26 protein-coding genes are annotated in these 26,623 nt (G+C 53.8%); 12 read left to right on the plus strand and 14 right to left on the minus strand.

What is annotated here, in order from left to right; translation table 11 throughout:
* The first annotated feature begins 583 nt into the window (after window positions 1-583).
* From LRL22_RS12055 to LRL22_RS12065, 3 genes are read left to right on the plus strand one after another with little or no spacing between them, the layout of a single operon-like run.
* Entirely contained in the window at window positions 584-1,744 is a 1,161-nt protein-coding gene (locus LRL22_RS12055; protein WP_270905464.1) for a hypothetical protein, read from the plus strand.
* 9 nt (window positions 1,745-1,753) lie between these two features.
* Window positions 1,754-3,997, plus strand: a complete 2,244-nt coding sequence (locus LRL22_RS12060; RefSeq protein ID WP_270905465.1) for a Mov34/MPN/PAD-1 family protein — start codon at window positions 1,754-1,756, stop codon at window positions 3,995-3,997.
* 1 nt (window position 3,998) lies between these two features.
* Window positions 3,999-5,144 (plus strand): patatin-like phospholipase family protein, encoded by a 1,146-nt coding sequence (locus LRL22_RS12065; RefSeq protein ID WP_270905466.1) that lies wholly within the window; start codon window positions 3,999-4,001, stop codon window positions 5,142-5,144.
* A 48-nt stretch (window positions 5,145-5,192) separates the two neighbouring features.
* On the opposite strand, the gene LRL22_RS12070 is transcribed toward LRL22_RS12065, so the two are convergent.
* A complete protein-coding gene (locus LRL22_RS12070; protein ID WP_270905467.1) occupies window positions 5,193-5,813 on the minus strand; it encodes a hypothetical protein in 621 nt (206 codons plus the stop codon).
* Window positions 5,814-6,236: 423 nt separating this feature from the next.
* Here LRL22_RS12070 and LRL22_RS12075 point away from each other — a divergent pair, with 423 nt between their 5' ends.
* Window positions 6,237-6,407 (plus strand): helix-turn-helix transcriptional regulator, encoded by a 171-nt coding sequence (locus tag LRL22_RS12075; protein ID WP_232097938.1) that lies wholly within the window; start codon window positions 6,237-6,239, stop codon window positions 6,405-6,407.
* Window positions 6,408-6,421: 14 nt separating this feature from the next.
* Window positions 6,422-7,195, plus strand: coding sequence for a hypothetical protein (locus LRL22_RS12080; RefSeq protein WP_270905468.1), 774 nt, complete (start codon window positions 6,422-6,424; stop codon window positions 7,193-7,195).
* A gap of 114 nt (window positions 7,196-7,309) precedes the next feature.
* Here the strand turns inward: LRL22_RS12080 and LRL22_RS12085 are convergent, their stop codons facing one another.
* Window positions 7,310-8,608, minus strand: coding sequence for a tyrosine-type recombinase/integrase (locus tag LRL22_RS12085; RefSeq protein WP_270905469.1), 1,299 nt, complete (start codon window positions 8,606-8,608; stop codon window positions 7,310-7,312).
* A 190-nt stretch (window positions 8,609-8,798) separates the two neighbouring features.
* Here LRL22_RS12085 and mutS point away from each other — a divergent pair, with 190 nt between their 5' ends.
* Window positions 8,799-11,375, plus strand: coding sequence for a DNA mismatch repair protein MutS (gene mutS / locus LRL22_RS12090; protein ID WP_270905470.1), 2,577 nt, complete (start codon window positions 8,799-8,801; stop codon window positions 11,373-11,375).
* A gap of 76 nt (window positions 11,376-11,451) precedes the next feature.
* On the opposite strand, the gene LRL22_RS12095 is transcribed toward mutS, so the two are convergent.
* Window positions 11,452-12,315, minus strand: a complete 864-nt coding sequence (locus tag LRL22_RS12095; protein ID WP_270905471.1) for a patatin-like phospholipase family protein — start codon at window positions 12,313-12,315, stop codon at window positions 11,452-11,454.
* Between the two features lie 63 nt (window positions 12,316-12,378).
* Between LRL22_RS12095 and LRL22_RS12100 the strand changes: the two genes are divergently transcribed.
* The gene (locus tag LRL22_RS12100; RefSeq protein WP_270905472.1) at window positions 12,379-12,507 is read left to right on the plus strand and encodes a hypothetical protein; all 129 of its coding nucleotides are present in this window, start codon (window positions 12,379-12,381) and stop codon (window positions 12,505-12,507) included.
* Between the two features lie 86 nt (window positions 12,508-12,593).
* Here the strand turns inward: LRL22_RS12100 and LRL22_RS12105 are convergent, their stop codons facing one another.
* The 3 genes from LRL22_RS12105 to LRL22_RS12115 form a co-directional block, all read right to left on the minus strand.
* On the minus strand, window positions 12,594-13,493 hold the full coding sequence (locus LRL22_RS12105) for a hypothetical protein (protein ID WP_270905473.1): 900 nt from the start codon (window positions 13,491-13,493) through the stop codon (window positions 12,594-12,596).
* Between the two features lie 74 nt (window positions 13,494-13,567).
* Entirely contained in the window at window positions 13,568-14,257 is a 690-nt protein-coding gene (locus LRL22_RS12110) for an LrgB family protein (RefSeq protein WP_041210813.1), read from the minus strand.
* Complete coding sequence (locus tag LRL22_RS12115; RefSeq protein WP_040069042.1) at window positions 14,250-14,651, minus strand: CidA/LrgA family protein; 402 nt, start codon at window positions 14,649-14,651, stop codon at window positions 14,250-14,252. Before LRL22_RS12115 ends, LRL22_RS12110 begins: the two co-directional genes overlap by 8 nt.
* A gap of 134 nt (window positions 14,652-14,785) precedes the next feature.
* On the opposite strand from LRL22_RS12115, the gene LRL22_RS12120 reads away from it, so the two are divergent.
* Window positions 14,786-15,670, plus strand: coding sequence for a LysR family transcriptional regulator (locus tag LRL22_RS12120; protein WP_064335340.1), 885 nt, complete (start codon window positions 14,786-14,788; stop codon window positions 15,668-15,670).
* Here LRL22_RS12120 and LRL22_RS12125 read toward each other — a convergent pair.
* Together LRL22_RS12125 and ybaK are read right to left on the minus strand one after the other, a co-directional pair.
* Window positions 15,664-16,548 (minus strand): hypothetical protein, encoded by an 885-nt coding sequence (locus tag LRL22_RS12125; protein ID WP_270905474.1) that lies wholly within the window; start codon window positions 16,546-16,548, stop codon window positions 15,664-15,666. The genes LRL22_RS12120 and LRL22_RS12125 overlap by 7 nt on opposite strands.
* Window positions 16,549-16,720: 172 nt before the next feature.
* Window positions 16,721-17,185 (minus strand): Cys-tRNA(Pro) deacylase, encoded by a 465-nt coding sequence (gene ybaK, locus LRL22_RS12130; RefSeq protein ID WP_033135644.1) that lies wholly within the window; start codon window positions 17,183-17,185, stop codon window positions 16,721-16,723.
* A 218-nt stretch (window positions 17,186-17,403) separates the two neighbouring features.
* On the opposite strand from ybaK, the gene LRL22_RS12135 reads away from it, so the two are divergent.
* From LRL22_RS12135 to LRL22_RS12150, 4 genes are all read left to right on the plus strand, one after another.
* A complete protein-coding gene (locus LRL22_RS12135; protein ID WP_270905475.1) occupies window positions 17,404-17,817 on the plus strand; it encodes a GNAT family N-acetyltransferase in 414 nt (137 codons plus the stop codon).
* 4 nt (window positions 17,818-17,821) lie between these two features.
* Window positions 17,822-18,325 (plus strand): hypothetical protein, encoded by a 504-nt coding sequence (locus LRL22_RS12140; protein WP_270905476.1) that lies wholly within the window; start codon window positions 17,822-17,824, stop codon window positions 18,323-18,325.
* Between the two features lie 135 nt (window positions 18,326-18,460).
* A complete protein-coding gene (locus LRL22_RS12145) occupies window positions 18,461-19,138 on the plus strand; it encodes an SEC-C domain-containing protein (RefSeq protein ID WP_270905477.1) in 678 nt (225 codons plus the stop codon).
* 59 nt (window positions 19,139-19,197) lie between these two features.
* On the plus strand, window positions 19,198-19,551 hold the full coding sequence (locus LRL22_RS12150; protein ID WP_270905478.1) for a hypothetical protein: 354 nt from the start codon (window positions 19,198-19,200) through the stop codon (window positions 19,549-19,551).
* Window positions 19,552-19,784: 233 nt separating this feature from the next.
* On the opposite strand, the gene thiH is transcribed toward LRL22_RS12150, so the two are convergent.
* From thiH to thiC, 6 genes are read right to left on the minus strand one after another with little or no spacing between them, the layout of a single operon-like run.
* Window positions 19,785-21,005: a 2-iminoacetate synthase ThiH gene (gene thiH, locus LRL22_RS12155; RefSeq protein WP_270905479.1), complete on the minus strand. Its 1,221-nt coding sequence runs from the start codon at window positions 21,003-21,005 to the stop codon at window positions 19,785-19,787.
* 20 nt (window positions 21,006-21,025) lie between these two features.
* Window positions 21,026-21,793, minus strand: a complete 768-nt coding sequence (locus tag LRL22_RS12160) for a thiazole synthase (RefSeq protein WP_270905480.1) — start codon at window positions 21,791-21,793, stop codon at window positions 21,026-21,028.
* Between the two features lies 1 nt (window position 21,794).
* Window positions 21,795-22,001, minus strand: coding sequence for a sulfur carrier protein ThiS (gene thiS, locus LRL22_RS12165; protein WP_101531477.1), 207 nt, complete (start codon window positions 21,999-22,001; stop codon window positions 21,795-21,797).
* Window positions 21,998-22,774 carry a HesA/MoeB/ThiF family protein gene (locus LRL22_RS12170; protein ID WP_270905481.1) on the minus strand — a complete coding sequence of 259 codons (777 nt, stop codon included), beginning with the start codon at window positions 22,772-22,774 and terminating at the stop codon, window positions 21,998-22,000. Before LRL22_RS12170 ends, thiS begins: the two co-directional genes overlap by 4 nt.
* Entirely contained in the window at window positions 22,764-24,380 is a 1,617-nt protein-coding gene (gene thiE / locus LRL22_RS12175; protein ID WP_270905482.1) for a thiamine phosphate synthase, read from the minus strand. Before thiE ends, LRL22_RS12170 begins: the two co-directional genes overlap by 11 nt.
* Window positions 24,377-26,368 carry a phosphomethylpyrimidine synthase ThiC gene (gene thiC / locus LRL22_RS12180; RefSeq protein ID WP_270905483.1) on the minus strand — a complete coding sequence of 664 codons (1,992 nt, stop codon included), beginning with the start codon at window positions 26,366-26,368 and terminating at the stop codon, window positions 24,377-24,379. The genes thiE and thiC overlap by 4 nt, the downstream gene beginning before the upstream one ends.
* Window positions 26,369-26,623 lie beyond the last annotated feature (255 nt).

The following is a 26,623-nucleotide window of genomic DNA, read 5'->3' on the forward strand; positions in this document are numbered from 1 at the left end:
GGCGCCATCAAGCTCAAGGCTCATCACCGCAGACACTGGCCCGCAGAGGCCCCTTCTGGAACAGAACATGACCGCACAACACCAAGCCAGCGGCGCCACAAGCTCCGCTCCCGGCGCCAATCTGAGCGCCCACACCCCCATGATGCATTAGTGTTTTGATATTGAAAAATAAGATGTTTTTGTTAAAAACAAAAAAACAATACGCTATTTAGTACGCTTGTAAGACTTGCTAGCCTCTATTGCTCATTTACCCCCCTGATTACCTACCCCGCTGTACTTGGGTAGTCTCCTCCCAATTGTATCGCGACAACTTGTTGTAACACGCAACCATCTGTATGAGTCATATAGCTCTGGCTTATGCAAAATCCCCTGCTTCATCAAGTCTTGAGCCTCTACTCCAATTGACTGCCAACTAAAGACAAACTTGTCAGTAGAACATTCGTTAAGCCAAAGTTCAAGAGATACATATGAGATCACCACAAAACGGAATGACACTACATGTAGTGCTTATTTTTACGTTGAGCACTACATATAGATGGTGTATACCTATAGGGGTACCCATACAAAAAGTGAGCTTGAACACATGCCAACTGTAACCTTCTACCCCGTGGGCAACGGTGATACCAGCTTGATTAAGTTGGATAACAAAAAGATGATCCTGATGGACTATCACCAGAAGGACAAAGCCCAAGATACTGATACGCCTGAGTGCGATATAGCAAAAGCACTCAGAAAAGAACTTGATGATGCCAAGAAAAACTCTTTTGAGGTTGTGGCCTTCACCCATGCGGATGCAGACCACATAAAAGGAAGTTCCGAGTTCTTTTATCTTGAGCATGCAAAGGCATATCAGGATGAGGGGAGAATCATCATTGATGAGTTATGGGTTCCAGCAGCAATGCTGATCGAAGTGGCAGATCAAGACAAACAAAAAGAAGAAAACATTATCTGGAGAAGAGAAGCAAGGCACCGACTAAAAAACAAGAAGGGAATCAAAGTATTCTCCAAGCCCGAAGGATTAATCGATTTAATAGAGAATCAATGGGAAAGAAAAGTTGAAGAGTTTGATGACTTCATCATTGATGCCGGTACTTTAGTTGACACATTCACCTTAAGTGACGATGGTGTCGAATTCTTTGTTCATTCCCCTTTTGTATGGCGATGCGAGGAATCTGGCAAAGAGGTAAAAAAAGTCCGGAATGATGCATCTTTAGTTTTCAATGTGCGTTTTGATGTTAGCGGCCAAGAATTTAATTACCTTGCTGTAGGTGACTCAGTAGCTGAAGTCATGGAGTCCATCTATGACATATCAGTAAAGCATGACAATGAAGACCGCCTCAAGTGGGATCTTTTCAATGTCCCACATCACGGTAGCTATTTAGCTCTAGCTAAATTGGGGGATAAAGGCGACCATGAAACCATCCCGCTTGATAAAGTTAAAAAACTTTTAAAGCTAGGCCAAAAAGATGCTTACATGATTTGCTCAAGTCAAGCATTCGAAAAAAATATCAAGGATGCAGAGTCACGCATTCAGCCTCCTCACATTCAAGCTAGAAAGTGTTATGAAAGATATCTAGATGAAGTCAATGGACGCCGTTTTATTGTCACGGGAGAATATGAGGACTCCAAGAAACCTAAACCTATTGTAATTCAATTTGAAAAGACAGGTGTGAGCATCAAAAAAGTGACTCAGGTTGCAGCGGTAGCTGCTGCCGTTGCTTCACAACCTCTAAGAGCGGGCTAACTAATACTTATGTACTATGATATTTGCTCTGGCTCACAAGAAGTCAGCTTAATGACAGCAGGGCTACCAAGCCCTGTTGTACAGATGCTCAAAGCTATAGAAAAGTCACATTATTGCACATTAGATAAAGCTGTAAAAAAAGATGAGAAAGGCTCTAGCTCTTTCATTATTTCCTTTTACTTCTCCTGCGATGAAATACCTTCCAGAAATGATTTCGGCATTGAATACAAAGAAAAGATAGCCTTTTTATTTAATCCAAACAAATCCATACCAGATACTCTGACCCTTAGAAAATCTTTTCCAAAATTAATGCACCAAAATTCAAGAAGCGAAGGGGAAGCGAGATCTCTTTGTTTGTATGCTGAGGATGTAAAAGAGTTATCTCACTCATGGACGCCAGAGCAACATATTGAGAGATTAAAATGGTGGCTAGTAGAGTCCGCAAAAGGAACTTTACATCAAGATTCACAGGCTGTTGAGCAACTTTTTTTCAATCCATTTGCCACTCTACTGTTAGAATCTGAGCTAAATAAGAACGGCTTTAACAGTCTAGGTGAAAAACAAATCGATGTATCTTTAATAGTTGATCGAGATTTAAAAAAAGTCTTCCATCTTAATCTCGTAGAAAAAGACACAACCAACGTTAACACAAGAGCAAACATAGTATACTTGGAAGTCCCCCCTATAACGCATGGAATAATTTATTCCCCACCATATAGCCTACCCGAACTAATAAATACCCTTGAGCCGTTATGCCAAGATTTTTTGTCCATACTCAGGGAAAAAATGCTGGATATATATTGCCTCAAGCAGTATAGCAAGTCCGTTGATAACACTATATTCATAGTGAGATTTTTTATACGCCGTGAAGATAAGGGAAGTGTAGAAGAGACTCAAGACATTGCGTTTTTTTCTTTTACCTCCCTCTTTGAAATATTTGAAAAACTAGAAATAATAAATAAGCTTACAAAAGCAAACCACCCTAACATTGCTCAGGATGGTTCATTAAAACCAATGACAAATGAGATACCTGACATCCGCATATGGCCGATGGAAATTCAGGTTGAAACTACTGCACTCGATAGAAGAATTCAATCCGGCATTACTACAAAAAATACTAACGCTCTACTTATTGGTGCAGGTTCCGTTGGGGCATCCATGTTAGATGTATGGACTAAACAAGGCTGGGGCTCTTGGACTATTATTGATGATGACATATTGAAGCCTCACAATCTAACTCGATACCCACTCATTTTCCGTCGTTGCGATTACAAAGTTAATTCCATTGCAAGCTCACTAAACTACATATACCGCTCGAAGATCACCCCACTCGTCGGTGTTGGTGATGATATAGATAATGTTGAAATAAAAAAAGCACACTCATGCGCAGAATTTGTAGTCGATGCAACTGCGTCCTTACATTACTCTAGATTTGCATCTTATGCTCCCTGGCTAAAAAGACACGTATCTGCATTCTTCAATCCGAAAGGAACCGATGCAATTTTATTAGTAGAAGATGCAAAAAGAAAGACTACGCTATCCTCACTTGAGGCTCAGTATTATCGAGCAATTATAAATGACAGCCGACTATCTAATCACTTGGATTCAAATAAAGTGAGTTTTTCTACTGGTGCTTCATGTCGAGATAAGTCTTTTATAATGTCTTTTAGTCATACGCAATCTCTTTCATGTTTGCTTGCCGATCAAATCAGAACAGCCATGACACAGGATAAACCTCAAATAAAGATATGGCAAAATGACTTCGACAGCGGAAATAGATATTTAATAAATATTGATGTCTACAAATCATGTAGGCATAAGCATCATATTAACAATGTTCTTGATGTTATATGGGATGAGGGTTTAGAGAAAAAAGTTAAGACACTAAGAGAGTCCTCCCTACCAAATGAGACTGGCGGAATCCTAATCGGTTACTATGATTTCGTTAACCAAAAAGTTCTAATTGTTGATGCACTACCTCAACCTGCGGATAGTGTCGCGACACCATCTTCATTTACGAGAGGCGAAGATAACGTTGAAGAATTTCTAGCAGAGATTCAAGTTAAAACGCATGGTGTTGTGAAATACATTGGTGAGTGGCACAGTCATCCCAAAGGGTATTCAGCCACTATGAGTTCTGATGACAAAATTCAGTTGCAACAACTTTCAGAACGACTATCAACAATTGGATATCCTGCTTATCAGATGATTGTGGCAGATAACGAGATAAAAGTTTATGAACAGAAAGAATAACATGAAGAATGGACTCTCATTATCTGGTGGAGGATTCAGAGCTACCCTGTATTCTCTAGGCTCTCTAATCAGACTGAACGAAGTGGGTCTAATGAGAGAGTTGAATACGATTACCTCCGTCTCTGGAGGTTCCATCACTGCTGGTTGGCTAATGCTGAACTGGAGTAAATTGAACTTCAAGAATAATATAGATAAGCCTCACTTGTTCACTGCCGAAAACTTCCACGAAACGATCACTGAGCCACTGCTTGAGTTTTGTTCAAGAGATATTGTTGGTCGTAAAGAAATATTTCTTTCAAAACTACTTCCATGTTATAGCGCGATAAATTCAGTAAAATCAAAATATAATAAGTTTTTATTCGGTGATGTGCTATTAAAAGATATTGAATTAAGCCATGGAGCTCCTGAATTCATTTTTTATGGTACAAACCTAGATACGGGTAGTAGTGTTAGAATTCAGAAAAATACTGTACGTGATTATAATATCGGTATTGCACATGGTCATTCTTTATCATTGGCACAAGCAATTTCAATATCTAGTGGATTTCCTCCCTTCCTTTCTCCCATAATCATTGATTCATCTGATTGGGATTGGAACTCTAGTGGTTATGAAAAGCTTCCTAAAAACGTACTTGACAGACTCCGCCAACGTTTAATCCTGTGTGATGGAGGTCTTTACGATAACATGGGCTTAGAAGCACTATGGAAAACAGGTAACGAACAAGAGTTCGGTACAATTTTCTGCTGTGATGCAGGAGCTCCAATGTCTATGCCATGGGCAAAAAAAGATCTGAAATACTATTCTTGGTTTAAGCAGTTTAATAGAATGACTGACATCATGATTAATCAGCAACGAGCTTTGCGTAAAAGAACTTTTCTGAATAATCTTATTAATGGTGAATATAAAGGTGGGTATTGGGGACTTGATATTCGCTTAACTGATTCTGATCGTCAGCAATTCCTCCTTGAAAAAGAGTTTGACCGACAATACAGTCATATTAAGCTTCTGGAAACACAGCTTAAGCCATTTCCTGACTCTGACATGAGAAAACTGATTAATCTAGGATATTGCCACTCTGATCTAGTGTTACGCCAAAGATTTGATAGCAATATATCCAAGCCCACTTCAATACCATTCCCATCATGATGTATTTGTTGGTCAATATATCTAGGTATATTGACCAACAACACACTCTCATATTTTTTTTACTTTCTTATTATGACGAAGAACCCGCCGTTTCTTTTCTGCAAGCGTTGAGATGATGCTAGATACCTCCTCACTTTCATAAAAGATTTTTATATTATCTTCATTCCATTCGTCACCGTATCGCTCTCTGTATGTCAGTTTATTAAAAAATTTATATTTTCTTTTGTTTAAAAACTGACATATTGATTCACTTTTATCTCCAAGCTCTTTTTTTCTGTACTGTATTATGGAATACATACTATATAGGTATGCTTTATATCCGAATAACGAATCGAAACTTACATTTCCAGAATTGACGAAGAGAAAATATGACAAGGCAGCAGATAAATCTGCTGTTTTGAAACTGTCTCCATCACCTCTATCTATATATTCAAACCCTGCCTTTTCATAAATATTCTTCAAATGTTCATGAAGAACGGAGTCAACATTCAGCTTTATTGTCTTCATCCCAGATTCGACAATCTTATTCACTGAATTCTGCTTTCTCAAGGTAGCAGCATAACGGTCTATTGATTCAGGGGATTCGATACCAGATAAATCATCACCAAACGCCTTATCTAACTCATCAAATAGCTCATCTAAAGTTTCCTCCGATTTTATTCCTTTCATTCCCCATTCCCCACGTGAAAAGGCGCACAACTAGAAAGATGTCACCTTACCTCACGGGACTGATGAGATCCAAGAAGATGTAGCAACAGTGATGTGAACATCACAAAAGGCATACTCTTTAGTAAGAGGCTGTGATTTGTGAGCCTCACAAACTAGATTCGCAATCTTCCGTGACGTACATATGAAAACACTCTTTCATATTAATTTGTGAGCATCACAAAAAAATACACATCAACACATGACAGAAATCAACACAATAAGATATTGAATTGTATGGGAATTGAGTCTAACTCCCATATCTAAGCACTACTCTAGCGATAGAGAAAATCCGCTTTTTGTGAGCATCACAATCACTAAGAGACTCCATCTGTAAAGGGGACATGAACTCTGCAAAGGAGAAAGTTCATGCTCTCAGACAAAATCATGCGGATCAAAGAGGTTAGCCAAGTATGCGGCATATCCATCCCGACTATTTATCGGAAGATAAAAGCGGGCACATTCCCCTCTGGCCGCAGACTCAGTAGTAAAACCACCGGATGGCTTTCTTCCGAGATCTCCGAATGGATGCAGTCACTACCTAAAACGGATGTTTAGAAATAGGAATAGCCATGAGAAATGACAGATATATAAATGAGAATTGGGATGAGCTTAGCCATAAAATAAGTTGGAAAGAGCTTATGTTTAGAATAAATGCCTTGCGGAACTCCAAGAGTGATGAGGCAAAAAAACTCATGCATAAGCTTCTAGATTGCTCCCCTGAAGAGCGCTGTTGCAGCCTAGCGTGCCCTATATGCATATCAATTGATAGAGAAGAATATACCAGAAGCATAGTAGAGCTATTTGCTGACTCTCCAAATACGTTGTTTTTAACTTATATCCCCTATCCCATTCTGTCCTCTGACAAAAGGATATACGATATAAACTTTAAATTTGTCAAGGATAAGTTTCGATGCTACCTAAAGAACTCTAACATAACCTCATGTGCTGTAGGTTGTTTAGAGGTAGATTATGATTACGAAATTGGAATGTGGATTCCTCACATTCATGTGATCAGCGAACAAATTTCAAAGTCAAAATTTAAACACATGCGTGGTAAAATTAATAAAAAGCATATTCCAGCCAGAACGGAGGCTAAAGGAAGACCATTATTGAAAAAGAAAACATATAACATACGTAAGCTATGTAACTACGTTTATAAATTTATGTGGCAGAACAAACCAAAGAAAAACAACCGAAATTTAATAACAGATAAAACGAGAATCCCACATGATTTATTTATAGAATACTTAGTATGCATAGATGGATTAACCATGCAAGACTTGGAGTTTCGCTATCGGTTAAGAAGGAATAAAAACGGCCTATGTAAAATTCCTCGAAATTAACTATGGCTCTCTATTCCTATATGATACTTCATACTATCTGCTTGCTATTAAGGTATATCTATAGATATTAACTAATAACACTGGTGAGTTGGAAAGGGAGGTTCTCCTCCCTGTTTAACCTGTAGTCTCTATTAGTTCATCTAAGTGGTTTGCCCATTTTTGGAGCCACTCGCGACATTCTGAGTTATATCTATGAAGATTATAAGTCCCAACGATTCCTTTAGGCGCATGCCCCAAAACAGCCTCAGCTATTTCAGATGGACACCCCATTTTTGCCAATCCCGTTCTAACCGTCCTTCTTAGATCATGAGCTGTCCAATCTGCAATATCGATCATCCGTCCTTCAGACCTTAATCTCCAAGCTGTTTCACTTAGCGATTTTTGTAAAATTGGCTTTTTGGTTAATAATGAAGGAAAAACACAAAGGTTATTATTTAACTTTAAAACTTTTAAGTATGCCACTGCTTGGCTGCACAACTGCACATCACGTGACGTACCATTTTTAGAGTCTTTAATATGAAATACATTATTATTTAAGTCGATATCTTCCCAAAATGCCTGACATAGCTCTCCAGTTCTGCATCCCGTCCACAAGGTCATTCTAAGAATACTTTTTTGGGTGTCAGAAAAACCCGAACTTGGTAACCATTCTAAAAATCTCTTAAGTTCATTATCATCCAAGACTCTAGAGCGTTTCTTTGAGGTGATTTTCACATTTGCAAATTTGATAACTCTCTTGGCCAAGAATGCTGGGTTTACGAAATCATCATTTAACTTACCAACCCCAATAGCATAATCATAACTGGAACATAGTTCTCTTAGAACAGCACCAGCCTGAACACTAGCACCACGGTCAATTATCCCGTGAATTAACTTCACAATCTCTTTACTATTAACTGATTCAACAGGAAAATCACCTAAGACTTCAACAACGTCACGGTACAACATTCTCCTTACTTCCAACTGCCCTTTCTTTTTCCTTGCACCAGCAATAACTTCGCCTGACGCGGTATACCGATCCTCAATTCTCCCTGAAAGGTAGAGCTCAACCATATCACCAACAGTAAACGTGTCTGCTGGCTTTACCTGTGTCTCATTTCTTCTTAGAGACCGTTCTTTGGTCTTTTGTTCACGAACAAATGTTGCTGGACAGATCCCTTGGGCTCTTAATGACTTTAATTGAGCCAGCCTGACCCTAGCTTCTGACAGCGATAGAGAAGGGAAGGCGCCTATAGGGGCATTCTTTTGCTTCCTAGGATCATCCAAGCTATTGAATCTGTAGAAAAATGTCTTTTTACCGCTTTTACCACATCTAACTCTTAAGCCGCGAGACTCCCCTGTATCAGACTTCTCTGCATCCCCAGGCTTCATTGCCTCAATTGCTTTGGTAGTCAGCGGTTTGTTACCCTTCATAAATGCACCTCTATGAATTGATCTTTAGCCGTTACGTCACTCACAAACGTATCTTTTTCTATACCACCTAGACTATACGCTAAAAAAGATACGCCAAAAACTACGCTTTTAAGTAAGAAGTCCTGACATGTGATGACATGAATTGAGATGACGAGACACATCAAACAAACAAAAAGCCCTTTAAAAACATATGAATACAGATGAAAACTCAAATAAAATCATAGGAAATCTATCATCCCACACCCCTATGATGCAGCAGTACCTTGGCCTCAAGGCCGAGAACCCGGAGATCCTGCTGTTCTACCGGATGGGCGACTTCTACGAGCTGTTCTATGACGATGCCCGCAAGGCCTCCCAGCTGCTCGACATCTCCCTCACCAAGCGCGGCCAGTCGGCGGGCAGCCCCATCCCGATGGCGGGAGTGCCCTATCACGCCATCGAGGGTTATCTGGCCAAGCTGGTACAGCTCGGCGAATCTGCCGCCATCTGCGAACAGGTGGGGGATCCCGCCACCAGCAAGGGGCCGGTGGAGCGCAAGGTCATTCGTATCATCACCCCGGGCACCGTCTCCGACGAGGCGCTGCTCAGCGAGCGGCAGGACAACCTGATCGCCGCCGTCTACCACGATGGCCGCCGCTTCGGCTACGGCACCATGGACATCGGCTCCGGCCGCTTCTTCATCAATCAGTTCGAGAAAGAAGAGACCCTGCTGGCGGAGCTGCAACGCACCAATCCGGCCGAGCTGCTCTACCCCGAATCGTTCGAGTTTCTGCACCACGTCGAGGGTCGCCGCGGCCTGCGTCGCCGCCCGGAGTGGGAATTTGAGCTTGGCACCGCTCGCAAGCTGCTCTGCCAACAGTTCGGCACCCAGGATCTGGTGGGCTTTGGCGTCGACAAGAGCGAGACCGCCCTGTGCGCCGCTGGCTGCCTGATGCAGTACGTCAAGGACACCCAGCGCACCGCCCTGCCCCACATCCGCAACGTACGCCTTGAACAGCCAGATCATGCGGTCATCATGGATGCCGCCACCCGCCGCAATCTGGAGCTGACCCAGAATCTGGCCGGTGGCTATGAAAATACCCTGGCCGAGGTGCTGGATCGCACCGCTACCCCCATGGGCAGCCGCCTGCTCAAGCGCTGGATCCACCAGCCGATCCGCGATCGGGTGATCCTGAAAGGTCGCCAGAGCACCATCAAGGAGCTCATCGAGCAGAACCTCTATGACGAGCTGGGCAACCTGCTGCGTCAGGTGGGGGATGTGGAGCGGGTGCTGGCGCGCCTCGCCCTGCGCTCGGCCCGCCCGCGCGACCTCACCCGCCTGCGTCAGGCCTTCGCCCAGTTGCCAGAGTTGCAGCGCCTGCTGGCGGACAACGAGCACGAAGCGGTGCAACAGCTGGCCGAGCGGGCCAGCACTTTCCCCGAGCTGCTCGACCTGCTGGAGCGCGCAGTGATGGAAGTGCCGCCGGTGCTAATCCGCGATGGTGGCGTCATCCGTGACGGCTTCAATCAGGAGCTGGACGAGCTGCGGGATCTCGCCAACGGCGCCACCGCCAGCCTCGCCCGCATCGAGGAGCGGGAGAAGCTGCTGACCGGCATCAACACCCTCAAGGTGGGCTACAACAAGGTGCACGGCTTCTATATCGAGGTGAGCCGGGCCAACAGCCATCTGGTGCCGGCCCACTACATCCGCCGCCAGACCCTCAAGAACAACGAACGCTACATCATCGATGAGCTGAAGAAGTACGAGGACAAGGTACTCACCGCCCAGTCCCAGGCGCTGGCGCTGGAGAAACGGCTCTACGAAGAGCTGCTCGATGCCCTGCTGCCCCACCTCGACGATCTGCAGGATTCCGCCGCCGCACTGGCAGAGCTGGACGTGCTGGCAAATCTGGCCGAGCGGGCCGAGACCCTCGACTATCGCTGCCCGACCCTCATCGACGAAGATCAGATCATCATCGAAGCGGGCCGCCATCCGGTGGTTGAGCAGGTGATGAGCGATCCCTTTATCGCCAACCCTATCCGGCTGGAGCGGGAGCGGCGGATGCTGATCATCACGGGTCCCAACATGGGCGGTAAATCGACCTATATGCGCCAGACCGCGCTGATCGTGCTGCTGGCCCATATCGGCGCCTTCGTGCCCGCCGACAGCGCCCGCATCGGCCCCATCGACCGCATCTTCACCCGCATCGGAGCGTCAGACGATCTCGCCTCCGGCCGCTCCACCTTTATGGTGGAGATGACCGAGACCGCCAATATCCTCAACAACGCCACCGCCCGCAGTCTGGTGCTGATGGACGAAATTGGCCGCGGCACCAGCACCTACGACGGCCTCTCGCTGGCGTGGGCCTGTGCCGAACAGCTGGCGAGCAAGATTGGCGCCTACACCCTGTTTGCCACCCACTACTTCGAGCTGACCCGCTTGCCCGAGCTGATGAGCGGGCTGGCCAACGTCCACCTCGATGCGGTGGAGCACGGCGACACCATCGCCTTTATGCACGCTGTGCAGGAGGGGGCGGCCAGCCGCTCCTACGGCCTGCAAGTGGCGGCGTTGGCGGGGGTGCCGAAATCGGTGATCCAGCAGGCCCGTCACAAACTGCATGAGCTGGAGAGCGCCACTCCGGTCGCCGCCGGTGAAAGCCGCCCGGCTCCGGTGACTCTCGCCCCGCAGCCTCATCCGGTGGTGGAAGAGCTGCAAGCGGTGCGCCCCGACGAGCTCACCCCCCGTCAGGCGCTGGATCTGCTCTATCGCCTCAAGCAGATGCTGTAATCAGCGACTACCGCACAAGCATGCAAAAGGGGAACCGCGAGGTTCCCCTTTCTATATTCAGCACCCGGCAAAGCAGTCAAGCCACCGCTCGCGCCTCTCCACAGGCCCGCAGCAGGCTCTGGCGCCCCTGCCAGTAACCCTGCAGATAGCCGGACTCCAGCTTGACCGGATCCTGGGTAAAACGGGAGACCATGAAATCGGCTGGTGGCGCGATCACCTCGATCTCGCAATCGGCAGGGGGATTGGCGATGAAATCGAGCGCCCGGTTGTAGGCGCGATCCCGCTCCAGCATGGCTTGCGCCAGCGCAGGCTGGGTTTTCAGCAAGGCTTTGACCAGCCAGCAGAAACGGGCCGGCGTCTTGCGATATCCCCAGGGCTCCGAGAGCACCACCGTCATCCGCCGCGCCCCGCGCCGATAGGCCTCGATCACCGGAATGGAGTCGCTGATGCCGCCATCGGCCATCGGGCGACCATCGACGCAGGGGGTATCGTGCTGCACCACCGGCAGGGCGCAGGTGGCAGTCAGCACCTCATCCATATTGTCGGGCCGCACCGGCAGATAGATGGCCTTGCCGCTCGCCACATCGGTCGCCACCGCGTAGAAGGGTATGTCGCGGGCACTGAAAGTGTCGAGATCGAGCGGGAACCGATGGCGACTGGCCTGCCACAGCCAGCCGATGTCCACCAGATCGCCCCCTTTGACGAAACGCAGGGGATCGAGAAACCGGGAGCTGCAAGCCAGCTCGGTGATGATGTGGTGGCTGCGGCGCGGCTGCTCGCTCAGATAAGAGACCAGATTGGTGGCACCGGCCGAGACGCCTATGACGAAATCGAACGGATAGTGATGGCTTTCGACAAACGCATCGAGCACGCCGCTGGCAAAGATGCCGCGCATCGCGCCCCCTTCGACAATCAGGGCACAAGAGTGGGGATTAAACATAACAAGGCTCCGTCAGCTGTAATACCTGCCGGGATCGATCCCGGCCCAGTGATGGACGCCTTCATGCAGAACATCAAGACGCCGCAGCAGGACGATTCAAGCTCACTCGCACAAGCCAGAAGCAGTGCAAGGGCAAACCTGAACCGTGAAGCGACCACCAGTATATGCAGCGCACCAACCTTCAAAAAATGAATTTAAATAATAAAAAACATGCATTTTTGGCATGATTAAGCGCATCGGTAGAGACGGCCCTTTATCCGCTAACAACACCATCAGGATCAAGGCAGCCCGGGCCCGAACGTCCCGTCGACGGGGTTGTAGTGGTACGCCCGATAGTCAAAGTCCACCTTATCCAAGCGCGGATTGGCCAACTCGAACAACAGGCGCCTGGGGAGCTGCGCCTGCTCGAGGGAAGGTTTGAAGTGGCGCAGCCAGAGCTGTTGCAGCGAGCCATCCCGCCACGCCAGCTTGAGGCCGACCGATAGGCGGCGGATGGCGGCCTGATTATCCTTGTGGGTGTAGAAGAGGTGGAGGAAGGGATAATGCAGCGCCACTCGCCGATCCACGGTGAGGCCGGGCAGATCACTGTGCTGCTCCTGCTCGATAAAGAGCTCGTTGGCACCGCGGCAGAAGAGATCGATGCGGCCACGAGCCACCAGCTTGAACAGCCGCTCGTAACCGTCGATCTCCTGCACCTTGAAACCCCCGTGACGCAGGATCTCCGCATCCTGCCAGCCACGCCCCTGCCCGTGCAGAAATTGTTGCAGCTCGGTCAGGGTATTGACCCTTGCCACTGCGTCGGCCTGCTGCGGACTGACAAAACAGATGCGATAACCGAGGATGCCCAGCTCCACCGGAAAGCGGACGTAATCCAGCGCTTCGCTCTCTGCGGCCGGGCGCAGACTGTCGGCCACAAACAGATTGGGGTATTGCTGAGTCTGCACAATCTGTCGCATCCGGATACGGTTCATCGGCGGCGCGGTTCGCAGCTCGTAGTCACCGAAGCGGTCGCGGGTCTTCTCCAGCGCCAGCTGCAACAGATCGCGAAAATAGAGGGTACGCAAGTCCCGATCGCTTTCGGGGCTGATATGAGTGATGACGTCACTCGCCCGTAGGGGACTGGCAAGGAGGGAAAGACTGCACAGCAGCAAGCAGGAAGCGAGACGATGAAAAGTCATACTGCTCATCCCGGAAATACACGCTCACTAGAGTGTAGCGCCGGGACGAGCCGCCTTCTAAAGGGAAGCCAGGCCTACCAGAACATCCGGCCCAGCAGGGGCGCCAGCAGCACGGTCACCATACCGGCGATCATCATCACCATACTGGAGACCACCCCTTCCTCATTACCCATCTGATAAGCCTTGGCAGTGCCGGCGCCGTGGGCCGAGGCACCAAACCCCGCCCCCTTGCCGAGACGGCTGCGAATGGCCAGCACGGTGAGCACGCTCTCCCCCACCGCCATGCCGATGACGCCGGTCAGCACCACAAACAGCGCGGTAAGATCGCTCTGACCGCCGATGGCGCGGGTCGCCTCCACCGCAAAGGGGGTGGTGATGGATCGCATCGCCAGACTGCGTTGCAGCATGTCGGAGAGATCCAGCCAGCGAGCCAGCAGCACGGTACTCCCCACCGCCATGATGACTGAGGCGACCACCCCCACCGACAGCGATAGCCAGTGGCGGCGAATGAGCTGGCGGTTCTCGTAGACCGGCACCGCGAAGGCGACGGTGGCGGGGCCCAGCAACCAGAGCAGCCAGTGGGATTCCGCCATGTAATCCTGATAGGGGATGTGGAACAGCAGCACCACCGCCACCAGCAGGGTCGGCGCCAGCAGCAGCGGCATCAAAGGCAGGATACGCTTTTTGCCGTAGAGCCACTTGCTGGCGTAGTAGAACAGCAGGGTTAGGGCGAAACAGATCAGCCCAAGCAGGGTATCAGACATGACGGCGACTCCGGCGGGCCAGTTTCAGTTCGAGGCGGTAGACCCGATCCACCACCAGCGCGGTAGTGCCAAGCACTAGCGTGGTGCTCACCAGCAGCACCACCATGATGCGCCACCCCTCCTGCAACAGTAGATCCTGATAGTTGACCACCGCAACTACGGCGGGCACGAAGAAGAGCAGCATCTCGGCCAGCAGCCAGCGAGCCCCCGCGCTGAACCACTCGGCCTTGACCACCCCGAGCAGGATGCAGGCCAGCAGCAACAGCATGCCGGTGAGGTTGGCGGGCAGCGGCAGATGGAGGGTACGCACCGCGGTATCGGCCAGCAACCAGATGGCTGCCAGCAACACAATCTGGAAGGGAGTCTGTAACCAGCGCAAGCAGAGGGCTTTCATGATCATCGTCTTTCTGTGAACCGGCTCACAGTATAGAGTTGAGCAAAACTTGCCAGAAATGAATTAAAATTATCAAATTCATGCCGCATAGGCATACTTCATCCCGCACCCGCTAACACGAGTCGAGAGAGTCCATGGATATTCGCGCCCTGCGCTATTTTGTCGAACTGGTACGGGAAAAAAGCTTCACCCGAGCCTCTGAAAAGCTGTTCGTCACCCAGCCCACCATCAGCAAGATGATCCGCAATATCGAAGAGGAGCTGGGCCAACCCCTGCTCAACCGGGAAGGGCGCCGCTTCACCCTGACCGACAGCGGCCAGGTGCTGTTCAACCGGGCCCAGACCATCTTGGCGGAGATGCAACAGCTGGAGGCCGAACTGGCGGATCTGCAGAGCCTGCAACATGGTCGCCTCACCCTCGGCATTCCCCCCATGGTGGGTCACGTCTATGCGGATCTGATCCGCGCCTACCGCACCCGCTATCCCAAGGTGGAGCTGACCCTGGTGGAGTACGGCGGCCGCCGTATCGAACAGGCAGTGCTGGAGGGGGAGCTGGATCTCGCCATCACCATGCTGCCGACCAAAGAGGGGGGCGCCCTCAGCGCCCTGGAGCTGGATCAATACCCGATCCGGGTGGTGCTGCCTGATCAACCCCGCTGGCATGGCGATGCACCGCTCCGGCTGGAGTCCCTGCAGGAGGAGCCCTTCCTGCTCTATACCCAGGCGTTTACCCTGAGCGAGCGGCTGGAGCAGGCGTGTCAGGAAGCGGGCTTTGTGCCGCAGGTGGCGGCGCGCAGCAGCCAGTGGGATTTTCTCACCGCCATGGTACGCAGCGGCATGGGGGTCGCCTTCTTGCCGGAGCCGGTCTGCAACCGGCTGACCCCGGATGGTCTGGTGCTGCGGCCGCTGGAGCCCGAATTGAGCTGGCGACTCGGGGTGATCTGGCCGAGTGAGCGCTATCTGTCGCGCACCGCCGAGGCCTGGCTGGCCCTCTGCCGCCAGCGGCAGGCACCTCAATAATCGCCAAAGCGATCGGTCTGCGGATTGTAGAAGTAGGGGCGGTAATCGAAGCTGATCCCGTCGAGGAAGGGATTATCCAGCCGCAACAGTCGGCGCTGGGAGAGCTTGGCAAAGGCGATGGCCGGGCCAAAGCTCTTGCGCCACAGCGCCTGCAGCGAGCCATCCTGCCACGCCAGCTGCAACCCCCGCTCGACCCGCTGCCGCGCCTCGCGATTGTTGGGATTGGTGTAGAAAACCCGGGGCAGCGGGTAGTAGATCAACAGCGCGTCATCCACCAGCAGATCCGTCATCTCCTTGTGTGTAAGCTGCTCGCTGCGCAGCTCGCTCACCCCGCGGCAGAAGAGATCGAAGCGACCCCGCGCCACCATTTTGAACAACTTCTCGTACCCCTCCACTTCCACCACCTCCATCCCGGCGTAACGCAGGATATCCACATCCAGCCACCCCTTGCCCTGACCGAAGATAAACTGCCGCAGCCCCTTGAGGTCGGTCACTTTGCTCACCGCCGCTTTTTGCTGCGGGCTGACAAAACAGATGCGGTAGCTGACGATGCCCAGATGGATGGGAAAACGGACATAGGCGAGCCCCAGATCCTCGCGGGTGCTGCTGTAGCTGTCCATTACAAAGAGGTTGGGATAGCTGTCGAGCTGCATGCTGAGCCGCTCACGCGCCTTGGTCATGGGCGGCGCAGGCTCCAGCAGATAGTCGCCAAACTGGTCGCGGGTCTTGTCGAGGGCGAGCCGCAGCAGCTCCCGATCATAAGTGGTGCGCGGATCCCGCTCGCTCTCCGGGCTGATGAAGGTAAACCGGGTGGCCGCCTGTCCGGTCAGCGACAACACGCAGAACAGAGCGGCAGCCAGCAGATGCAGGGGTGACATAAACCGCGCCTTGGCTGAAGGGGTACTTTCAGTGTAGCCCTGAGCGTGGGCACCCCACCTTGGCGCGGCCTGTGCGAGGATAAGCAACACGACAAACAGGGGGACGCGGGCAGATATCCTCCGCCTCCGGGCCGCCACAGACCCGGAGAGCAAGTTCACACCGTGCCCGGCACTACTCTTCGCCGATAGGTGCGGCGATCCACTTCATCAGCGTCAGCATATCCTGCGGCGCCACCCCGACCGAGAGGCCGCGCTTGCCGCCGCTCACCAGGATCTCGTCAAACTGCAGCGCCGACTCGTCGAGCACGGTGGGCAGCAGTTTCTTCTGGGCCAGCGGGCTGATGCCGCCCACCTTGTAACCGGTCAGCTTCTCCGCTTCCGCCGGTTTCATCATCTCCACCTTCTTGAGACCGGTCGCCTTGGCCAGCTGCTTCAGGCTGCACATGCCGGATGAGGGCACGATGGCCACCACCGCCTGTTTGTCGTGGTGGGCGATCAGGGTCTTGAATACCTGTGCCTCCGGCAGCCCGAGCTGGGTCGCGGCATGCTTGCCGAAATCGTCGTGGGCTTCGCACTCGTAGGGGTAGAGCTTGTGGGGGATTTTGAGCTTCTTCAGCAGGTTGATGGCAGGAGTCATGATGGTTGCCTTGAATCGAATCGCATAAAAACAAGGCCAAACAGTCTGCGCCTCACTCTGGGGTGATGCAAGCGGGGATAGAAGTTGCAAGGGCCATTGACTGGCCGCCATGCCATGTACGCTGGCGGCGAACGACCAGAACACTTGACCAAACAGAGCCCAAACGGGTATTGCTTTAACCTTTTGACGCCGCCACAACCCATACCGCAGGAGCCCATATGCAACTCACCCCACCCCAACCGCCTCAGGACGATGAGATCGAAGCGCTGCGCATTGGCCTCTCGGGCTTCAACAAGGATCACGCCGGCCCCCATCTGCGCGAGCGGATCGCAAGCTTTATCAAGGATAAAGAGGGCAAGGTACACGGCGGCATCATCGCCGACATCAAGTGGGGCTGGCTTCACGTCGACTGGCTCTGGGTCGACGAAAGCATCCGCCGCGATGGCTGGGGTGGCCGCCTGCTCGGCGCCATGGAGCAGTACGCCCAAAGCAAGGGCATCAGCAACTACCATCTGGAAACCACCAGTTTTCAGGCCCTCCCCTTCTACCAGAAGCAGGGTTATGAAGTCTTTGGCCAGCTGCCCGATATGCCGCCGGGGCATATCAGTTACTTTCTGAAAAAGCAGTCATAAGCCGATGAGCAGCCGCAACAGCCCTGCAATAGACAAGGCGCCGGGTAGCAGGAGTCTCTCCTTCTACAGACGCCTTGCCTTGCTCTTTGCGCTGCTTGCAACCAGCGCCAGCGCCTTTGCCCTGTCACTACACGATCTGGATCCGGCATTTGAGCGATGTGAAGCGATCAAGTCACAACACAGCGCCATACTGCCCGCAAAAAGCGACCCCTTCTGGTCACTGGAGAAGGAACAACAGACGACCGTGCTGATCTATCTGCATGAGAAAAGCATGGAGCGCTGCACCGCAGCAGAAGTGGATGCGCTGGCGATCAAGGCGTTCCATCAGGCGGTTGAGGGAGACCGCAGTTTTCTCGACACCTTAATCAAGGCGAGAACCACCACGCTCACTCAAGCCCAGCAAACCCAATTGCAGCAGATTGGTCAGACAGAGCTGGACAGGTTGGCTGGTATGAAGGAATTTGCTCTGCCTTTCTCGCTAACCAAGTACCTCAAGAATATTAAGTAATATATGGGGATAAATATATCCAACCATTGATAATTTGCAGTATACCTCAATCTTTACATTAAATACTTCTGACAAATTGACATTGGCGATACACTACCACCATGAATAAAATCTTTATATTTGGAAATAAGAAATATGGATAAAACAAATAGAAATGAGCCATGTTGGTGTGGTTCAGGTAAAAAATATAAAAAGTGCCACTACCTCCGTTCAAATGAAGAACCTCATTCCATTGGTCGTTTACTAGCTGAATTAAAAACAAAAAAAAGCCATAAACAATGCTTACATCCTGATGCAAGCCAAGAAACCTGCACAAGCAAAATAATTGATGCTCACTCAATTCAGAAAAATGGCCCACTAAAACATGTCGCTGACGAAACCAATCATGTTTATACATTCGGGATAGACACAATAGGAAAAGAATGTATATCGAAGATTGGGTTGCAAAAAGCATCAACCTTTAAAGGTTTCTGTAGCTTACACGACAAGTCTATGTTTAGTCCTATCGAGGATGAAATATATAATGGCTCATCATTTCAATGTTTCTTGGCTGGATATCGTGCTTACGCACTTGAGTATTTTAAAAAAATAAGTGCAGTTAAGGGGCTCCCCTTCATGAGAGAAAATGTAGATAGAGGCATGTCTGTCGAACAACAACTTGAGGTACAAATAACATTGAATAGCATGCTTCAAGGCTTTTCAAAAGGATTGGATGATTTTAAAAAAACTCTTGATATATATATACAAACCACTACAAACTATGTAAATGGGATGAATTTAATAGTGCATCATTTTACTTTACTGGCGATTTAAGCCTAGCCGTTAGCGGAACATTCTCTCCTGACTTTTCACTGGCTGGAGAGAGGCTACAAATGTTAACACCCAATGTGCAATTCGTTGAAAATCTTTCAATAAATACTCTTACAACAAAAAACGGATATGCTATTGTTTTTTCATGGCCGAAGGTTTTCAAAAAATGTACTCGCTTTGTGGAGTCACTTTCAGCTATAGATAAGAACTTACTTCCCAGCAGACTAATTGAATTGATTTTCAGTTATATAGAGAATGTTTATTTTTCTAAAACCTGGGTAGATGGATTACCAAAGTCTGTTAGAGTTGATATCGAAAAAATGGCTAGAAACCCAATTCAATATGGGAAAGCCGTGTGTTTTACAGGAAATACCTACACTAATTGGGAAATAGCAGAGATTATATACAATTTATAATTTACTTAAATTGGATCTAAATAGCTAAAAGTCGGCGTGATATATAAATGTGATGGCCAGCACGGTCACTTGCCTCACGTCCACGATTTTTGCACTGGCGAAACGATGTCAAGAGCCATCGTCGCGCCAACGAAACAATCTTGTTGGAGCAAACAAAGCAAAGCGGCAAGCAGTGGCGGGGTCTGCCCCTCCGATCTGCTTGCCGCTGTCTGTTACCTCAGGTGTAAACGTCGTTAACGACCCAAAAACGGCTCCCAGTCCTTGAACACCGGCTGCAACCCCGCCTGCCGCACGGCGGCGGCCACTTCCCCCACCGGGCGGTCGTCGTGGATGGCGAACTGCTCCAGCTCCTCAGCATCCCCCTCGGCATAGCCACCCGGCTGGGTGCGTGACTCGGCCGACATCTGGGTGATACCAAGGCGCACCGCGCCGTTGCGGAAGGTGGCGGACTCGCGAGTCGAGAGCGACAAGTCCATCGTGGGCGAGAAGAGACGCCAGGCGCAGATAAGCTGGGCCAGCTGGCGATCCGACATGACCACGGCAGGCTCCAGCCCACCGGTGCAGGGGCGCAGGCGCGGGAAGGAGAGCGAATAGCGGCTCTGCCAGTGGTGGCGCTCAAGCCAGCTCAGATGCTCGGCGACAAAGTAGCTATCGGCGCGCCAATCCGAGGAGAGGCCGATGAGCGCCCCCAACCCGATTTTGTCGATACCGGCGCGGCCGAGCCGATCCGGCGTGGCGAGCCGCCATGCGATGTCCCGCTTGTTGCCGCGCAGGTGATGGCGGGCGTAGGTGGGAGCGTGGTAGGTCTCCTGATAGACCATGACGGCGTCGAGGCCGAGAGTTTTCAGTTCGGCATATTCGGCCTGCGAGAGGGGCTGCACCTCCATCCCTACCGTGCTGAAGTGGCGGCGGATGATGGGCATCACCTCGCGAAAATAGGCGAGCCCCACCTTGTGCTCGTGCTCGCCGGTCACCAGCAGCACGCTGTCAAAACCACGCGCCTTGATGGCCAGACACTCGCGTTCAATCTCCTCGCTATTCAAGGTCTTGCGCTTGAGGCGGTTGCTCATGGAGAAGCCGCAGTAGGTGCAGTCGTTGGCGCAGAGGTTCGACAGATAGAGCGGCACATAGAAGCCGATGGTGTTGCCAAAACGCTGGCGGGTGAGCCGCTCGGCCTCGGCCGCCATCTGCGGCAGATAGGCTTCGGCAGCTGGCGAGATCAGCGCCATAAAATCGGCCAAGGTACGGCGGGGTGAACCCAGCGCCCGCTCTACATCGGCGGCGGTCTTGGCGCGGATCTGCATGCCGATATCGTCCCACTCCAGCTCCTGCCATCGGTCGAGAAAGGAAGGCTCCTTAGCCCTTACACCCAGTGCCCTCACCCCCAGCCCCTCTCCCAGAGGGAGAGGGGGGCAAACCTCTGGCTGCCCTTGGGGCAAGGGGGAGATGTTCATAGTCGCCCCTGTTTCATGACTCATAACACCCCCAGAAAATCGGTCAGCGGGCTGGAGGCTTGGGCCTGCAGGGCGCGGGCGCCAAGACCTGCCTCATAGGCGCTGCGCCCGGCGGTGCAGGCCAGCGCAAAGGCGCGGCCCATGGCGACCGGGTCGCCGCTCACCGCGATGGCGGTGTTGACCAGCACGGCATCGGCCCCCAGTTCAAAGGCGGCGGCGGCGTGGCTCGGCGCACCGATCCCCGCATCCACCACCACCGGCACATTGGCCTGCTCGACGATGATGGCGAGAAACTCCCGGGTCACCAGCCCCTGATTGGAGCCGATGGGCGCGCCGAGCGGCATCACTGCGGCGCAGCCCACCTCTTCCAGCCGCTTGCAGAGCACGGGGTCGGCACCACAGTAGGGCAGCACCACAAAGCCCTCTTTCACCAGCTGCTCGGCGGCTTTCAGCGTCTCGATGGGATCGGGCAAGAGGTAACGAGGATCGGGGTGGATCTCCAGCTTGAGCCAGTTCGTCCCCAGCGCCTCGCGGGCAAGATGGGCGGCAAACACCGCCTCGGCGGCGGTCTTGGCGCCGGAGGTGTTGGGCAGCAGCTTGATCCCGAGTTGCAGCAAGGGGCTCAGGATATCATCGTGGGCCTTGCCCGGTTCGAGCCGCTTGATGGCCATGGTGACCAGCTGGGAGCCGCTCGCTTCGATGGCGGCGGCCATCAGATCCGGGCGGGCAAACTTGCCGGTGCCGGTAAAGAGACGCGATGAGAAGGTGTGATCGGCAATTGTCAGCATGTCAGCCTCCTGCAATGGCAGTGAAGAGGTGAAGTTCATCCCCGTCATTGAGACGGATCTCGGCCCAGCGGCCACGGGGCAGCACGGCGCCGTTAAGGGCCACCGCCACCCCTTGGGGATTAACGTCTTGCGCCGCCAGCAGGTCGGCCACGCTCTGTCCTGCCGCCAGCGGCTGGGCTTTATCGTTGAGTCGAATGGTGAGGGTCATGGGGTGATCTCCTTATCGTGTGTCGGGCATCGGTGCTGCCCGCAGACCGGGCAATCGGGGTCGGGAGCCAGAGTGAGGGTCTGCCACTGATGGGCCAGGGCATCGAAGCGGCGCAATGTGCCCGCGACCGGGCTCGGTATCCCGAGCAGCAGTTTCAGTGCCTCCAGCGCCTGCAAAGAGCCCATCACTCCGACCAGCGGGCCGGTGACGCCGCTGGTTTTGCAGCTCTGGACGAGCTTGGTATCCAGCGGATAGAGGCAGGCATAGCAGGCGTGATCGCTGCTGGTGCGCGCCATCAGCTGCCCCTGCCAGCCGACTGCGGCGGCGGAGATCCAGGGCTTGCCCTGCCCCACGCAGGCGGCGTTGATGGCCTGGCGGGTGGCCAGGTTGTCGCAGCAGTCGATCACCAGATCTACCTCGGCCACAAACTCCGGCAGGCTGGCGGCATCGAGCCGCTGGTTGATGGCAATCAGCTCCACCAGCGGGTTGTGGGCGGCCAAGCGCTCGCGGGCCAGCTCCGCCTTGGAGTGGTTGACTGCCTCGCTATCGAACAGGATCTGGCGCGGCAGGTTGCTGGAATCGACGGTATCGCCATCGGCCAGCCACAAGGTGCCCACCCCGGCGCCAGCCAGATAGAGGGCGAGCGGCGAGCCGAGCCCGCCCAAGCCCACGATCAGCACGGACTTATCTTTCAGCCGTGCCTGACCCGCCTCCCCCACTTCCGCCAGCATCAGCTGGCGGCCATATCTGAGGTATTCCGCATCAGAGAGCATGTTCCACCTCCTGCATGTCGGTCATGAGCTGCGCCGAGCGCGGCTCATCCCCTGCCCCCACGGCAGCAAGCAGCCGCTCGGTCGCCCCCTGCCAGTCGTCGCTGGCAGTGATGGCCGAGACCAGCGCGATACTGCCGACTCCGCTTGCCTTGACCGCCGCCACCCGCTCCTCGCTGATGCCGCCGATGGCCACCGTCGGCCACTCCGCCATCAGGGCGCGGTAGCGATGCAGCCGCACCAGCCCCTGCGGGCGTGAGGGCATCGCCTTGGTGTTGGTCGGGAAGATATGGCCCAGCGCGATGTAGGAGGGGGCCAGCTCGCGGGCCCGCATCAGCTCGAAGTAGCCGTGGGTGGAGATGCCAAGGCGCAGCCCGGTCGCCTGAATGGCGGCGAGATCGGCGGTCTCCATATCCTCCTGCCCCAGATGCACGCCCCAGGCGCCCGCCTCGATGGCCTGCTGCCAGTAGTCGTTGATAAAGAGCCGCGCCCCATGGCGGCGGCCAAGCTCAACCGCATCACGAATGGCTGGTGCCACCTGGGCGGCGGGCAGATTCTTGATCCGCAGCTGGATGGTCTTGACCCCAGCCCCCAGCAGGCGGCGCAGCCACTTGACCGAATCGACCACCGGATAGAGACCGAGGTTGTGTTCGGTCGGCGCGAAGGGGCCCTGCGGCAGGCGGGCGCTGCTCGCTTCATAAAGCCCGAAGCGGCAATCGAGGGTTGAGCCTGCCAACACGGCGCGGGGGAAGTGGGCAAGATCGGCTGGCCAGCCGAGATGGGCGATGGGCCCCGGGCCTGCGCCCACTCCTTGCGCCGCCGCCAAGCCCTGTTGCAGGTAGGCACGAGCGAGGGTGATGGCATCCTCTACCGGATAATCCTGCGCCACCACGGCGGCGATGGCGCTGGCGTAGCAGCAGCCGGTGCCGTGGCCGTGGCGGGTATCGAGGCGCGGCGCTGCCAGCCAGAATTCGCGGGTCTCATCCTGGTAGTAGTCCAGACACAGCTCGCCGCTCCACTCAAGATGACCCCCCTTGACCAGCACGGCGCGAGCGCCGAGTTCACGCAGGCGGCGGGCGGCAAGGCGCTCCAGTTCGGGGCTGCTGACCGGCAGTCCGGTCAGGGCTTCCAGCTCGGGGCCGTTGGGGGTGATCAAGGAGAGGCGCGGCAACAGCTGCTCGCGCACCGCCTCCAGCATATTGGGCTCCGCCATCGGGGTGCCGGTGCTGGCGATGGCCACGGGGTCGTAGACCACGAAGGGGGCTTCGATAGTTGCCAGTCGGCGGGCCAGCACCTCGACGTGAAGCCGGGTCGGCAGCAGGCCTATCTTGATGGCGGCGGGCGGCAGATCGACGCCAAGGGCGTCGATCTGGGCGGTGAAGGTCTGCATCAGCACGGGGTCAACCATCTTCACCGCCACCGAGTTCTGGGCGGTGATGGCAGAGATGACCGAGCAGCCGTGCACGCCGAGGTCGTGCAATGTGTGCAAGTCGGCCTGAATGCCGGCGCCGCCGCCGGAGTCGGAACCGGCGATGGTCCAGACCACAGGCAGCGAGTCCGTCACGGGCGACAGGTCGGCGGGGCTGACAGCCCCGCTTGCGCTGCTCACGCCTCCTCCCCTGCGGCCTGTTTCAGCGCCGCCGCCTGATGGTAGATCTCGCCGCCAGTCTCCTTGAAAGTCTCAGCCATGCGGGCCATGCCGCTCTCCACCTGAGCCACTACCTGCTCCTGCTGGCCGTCCATGCCGACCAGCTTTATCTCTACGGCTTCCAGCTTGGCGGCGTAGTCGCGTACATCCTGAGTGATCTTCATGGAACAGAACTTGGGCCCGCACATAGAGCAGAAGTGGGCCACCTTGCCGGACTCCTGCGGCAGGGTTTCGTCGTGGTAGGCGCGGGCGGTGTCGGGGTCGAGGGCCAGATTGAACTGATCCTCCCAGCGGAACTCGAAGCGCGCCTTGGACATGGCGTTGTCGCGGATCTGGGCGCCCGGATGCCCCTTGGCCAGATCGGCGGCGTGGGCGGCGATCTTGTAGGTAATCAGCCCCTGCTTCACATCCTCCTTGTTGGGCAGCCCCAGATGCTCCTTGGGGGTGACGTAGCAGAGCATGGCGCAGCCATACCAGCCGATGAGCGCGGCGCCGATGCCGGAGGTGAAGTGATCGTAACCCGGCGCAATGTCGGTGGTGAGCGGGCCCAGCGTATAGAAAGGCGCCTCGTGGCAGTGCTCCAGCTGCTCGGTCATGTTGCGCTCGATCATGTGCATCGGCACGTGGCCGGGGCCCTCGATCATCACCTGCACGTCGTACTCCCACGCGATTTTGGTCAGCTCGCCCAGGGTGCGCAGCTCGGCGAACTGGGCCTCGTCGTTGGCGTCATAGACGGAGCCGGGGCGCAGACCGTCGCCCAGCGACAGGGCCACGTCATAGGCGGCGCAGATCTCGCAGATTTCGCGAAAGTGCTGGTAGAGGAAGTTCTCCTTGTGGTGGGAGAGGCACCACTTGGCCATGATGCTGCCGCCGCGCGACACGATGCCGGTGAGGCGCTTGGCGGTCATCGGCACGAAGCGCAGCAGGACGCCGGCGTGGATGGTGAAGTAGTCCACCCCCTGCTCGGCCTGCTCCAGCAGGGTATCGCGGAACAGCTCCCAGGTGAGGTCTTCGGCGATGCCGTTGGTCTTCTCCAGCGCCTGATAAATGGGCACGGTACCGATGGGCACCGGGCTGTTGCGCAGGATCCACTCGCGGGTCTCGTGGATGTAGCGACCGGTGGAGAGATCCATCACGGTGTCGGCGCCCCAGCGGGTCGACCAGACCAGCTTTTCGACTTCCTCTTCGATGCTGGAGGTGACCGCCGAGTTGCCGATGTTGGCGTTGATCTTCACCAGGAAATTGCGGCCGATGATCATCGGCTCCGCTTCCGGGTGGTTGATGTTGCTGGGGATGATGGCGCGACCGGCGGCTACTTCATCACGCACAAATTCGGGGGTGATGTTCTGGGGCAAACGGGCACCAAAATCGCGGCCCGGATGCTGGGTACGCAACAGCTCGGAGCGCACCCGCTCGCGCCCCATGTTCTCGCGAATGGCGATAAATTCCATCTCGGGAGTAACGATACCGGCACGGGCGTAGTGGAGCTGGGTGACCCGGCGGCCCGGCTTGGCACGGCGTGGCTTGGGCAGATGCTCGAAGCGCAGGTGATCCAGCCCCTCGTCGGCCAGCCGCTCCTGGGTGAAGGTGGAGCTGAGCCCCGGCAGTTCGTCGGTGTCATCGCGCTCCAGCACCCAGTTCTCCCGCAGGCGCGGCAGGCCGCGGCGCACGTCGATGGCGACCCCCTCCTCCCCGTAACGGCCAGAAGTGTCGTAGACCGGCACCGGCTCGTTGGGCTCGAACCGGGGATCTTCTTTGGTGCCGCCGACGAAGGTGTCGGCCAGCTGGATCTCCCGCAGGGGAACACGGATATCGGGGCGGGAGCCTTCGATAAAGATGCGGCGGGAATTGGGATGAGCCATCCCCTTGAGGCTGTCGATAAAAGCTTGGGCGCTGGAGCGCTGCTCGCGGCGGCTGGATTTGGCGGTATCAGATACAGAAGTAGACATAGCAAAACTCACATTAACTGGTTGAAGTTATGGGTGTTTGCTTGTCTGGAGTTCGAGGAGAAGATGAACTTGCGGCGGGGTGTTTATCTCGGGAGGGAGTGCGCGCGGGATAGATCTCCGCGCTGCTGTTCTGCCACTTCCCGCTCTCTGCACGCGGTGGGCAAGGCGCCCCACGTGCTGGAAAACCGGACGGGACAGACTCCCTCCTGTGCGCCCTGACCCATCAAGGGTGAGCCCTTTGATGAGCGGAAGAGG

The sequence above is a fragment of the Aeromonas sp. PI_26 genome (genome assembly GCF_027854445.1).
Lineage (GTDB): Bacteria > Pseudomonadota > Gammaproteobacteria > Enterobacterales > Aeromonadaceae > Aeromonas > Aeromonas veronii.

Excerpts from the sequence above, each read along its gene's own strand:
- LRL22_RS12055 (WP_270905464.1), top strand. The coding sequence starts at position 584 with ATGCCAACTGTAACCTTCTACCCCGTGGGCAACGGTGATACCAGCTTG.
- LRL22_RS12060 (WP_270905465.1), top strand. The coding sequence starts at position 1,754 with ATGTACTATGATATTTGCTCTGGCTCACAAGAAGTCAGCTTAATGACA.
- LRL22_RS12065 (WP_270905466.1), top strand. The coding sequence starts at position 3,999 with ATGAAGAATGGACTCTCATTATCTGGTGGAGGATTCAGAGCTACCCTG.
- LRL22_RS12070 (WP_270905467.1), bottom strand. The coding sequence starts at position 5,813 with ATGAAAGGAATAAAATCGGAGGAAACTTTAGATGAGCTATTTGATGAG.
- LRL22_RS12075 (WP_232097938.1), top strand. The coding sequence starts at position 6,237 with ATGCGGATCAAAGAGGTTAGCCAAGTATGCGGCATATCCATCCCGACT.
- LRL22_RS12080 (WP_270905468.1), top strand. The coding sequence starts at position 6,422 with ATGAGAAATGACAGATATATAAATGAGAATTGGGATGAGCTTAGCCAT.
- LRL22_RS12085 (WP_270905469.1), bottom strand. The coding sequence starts at position 8,608 with ATGAAGGGTAACAAACCGCTGACTACCAAAGCAATTGAGGCAATGAAG.
- mutS (WP_270905470.1), top strand. The coding sequence starts at position 8,799 with ATGAATACAGATGAAAACTCAAATAAAATCATAGGAAATCTATCATCC.
- LRL22_RS12095 (WP_270905471.1), bottom strand. The coding sequence starts at position 12,315 with ATGTTTAATCCCCACTCTTGTGCCCTGATTGTCGAAGGGGGCGCGATG.
- LRL22_RS12100 (WP_270905472.1), top strand. The coding sequence starts at position 12,379 with ATGCAGAACATCAAGACGCCGCAGCAGGACGATTCAAGCTCACTCGCA.
- LRL22_RS12105 (WP_270905473.1), bottom strand. The coding sequence starts at position 13,493 with ATGACTTTTCATCGTCTCGCTTCCTGCTTGCTGCTGTGCAGTCTTTCC.
- LRL22_RS12110 (WP_041210813.1), bottom strand. The coding sequence starts at position 14,257 with ATGTCTGATACCCTGCTTGGGCTGATCTGTTTCGCCCTAACCCTGCTG.
- LRL22_RS12115 (WP_040069042.1), bottom strand. The coding sequence starts at position 14,651 with ATGAAAGCCCTCTGCTTGCGCTGGTTACAGACTCCCTTCCAGATTGTG.
- LRL22_RS12120 (WP_064335340.1), top strand. The coding sequence starts at position 14,786 with ATGGATATTCGCGCCCTGCGCTATTTTGTCGAACTGGTACGGGAAAAA.
- LRL22_RS12125 (WP_270905474.1), bottom strand. The coding sequence starts at position 16,548 with ATGTCACCCCTGCATCTGCTGGCTGCCGCTCTGTTCTGCGTGTTGTCG.
- ybaK (WP_033135644.1), bottom strand. The coding sequence starts at position 17,185 with ATGACTCCTGCCATCAACCTGCTGAAGAAGCTCAAAATCCCCCACAAG.
- LRL22_RS12135 (WP_270905475.1), top strand. The coding sequence starts at position 17,404 with ATGCAACTCACCCCACCCCAACCGCCTCAGGACGATGAGATCGAAGCG.
- LRL22_RS12140 (WP_270905476.1), top strand. The coding sequence starts at position 17,822 with ATGAGCAGCCGCAACAGCCCTGCAATAGACAAGGCGCCGGGTAGCAGG.
- LRL22_RS12145 (WP_270905477.1), top strand. The coding sequence starts at position 18,461 with ATGGATAAAACAAATAGAAATGAGCCATGTTGGTGTGGTTCAGGTAAA.
- LRL22_RS12150 (WP_270905478.1), top strand. The coding sequence starts at position 19,198 with ATGTTAACACCCAATGTGCAATTCGTTGAAAATCTTTCAATAAATACT.
- thiH (WP_270905479.1), bottom strand. The coding sequence starts at position 21,005 with ATGAACATCTCCCCCTTGCCCCAAGGGCAGCCAGAGGTTTGCCCCCCT.
- LRL22_RS12160 (WP_270905480.1), bottom strand. The coding sequence starts at position 21,793 with ATGCTGACAATTGCCGATCACACCTTCTCATCGCGTCTCTTTACCGGC.
- thiS (WP_101531477.1), bottom strand. The coding sequence starts at position 22,001 with ATGACCCTCACCATTCGACTCAACGATAAAGCCCAGCCGCTGGCGGCA.
- LRL22_RS12170 (WP_270905481.1), bottom strand. The coding sequence starts at position 22,774 with ATGCTCTCTGATGCGGAATACCTCAGATATGGCCGCCAGCTGATGCTG.
- thiC (WP_270905483.1), bottom strand. The coding sequence starts at position 26,368 with ATGTCTACTTCTGTATCTGATACCGCCAAATCCAGCCGCCGCGAGCAG.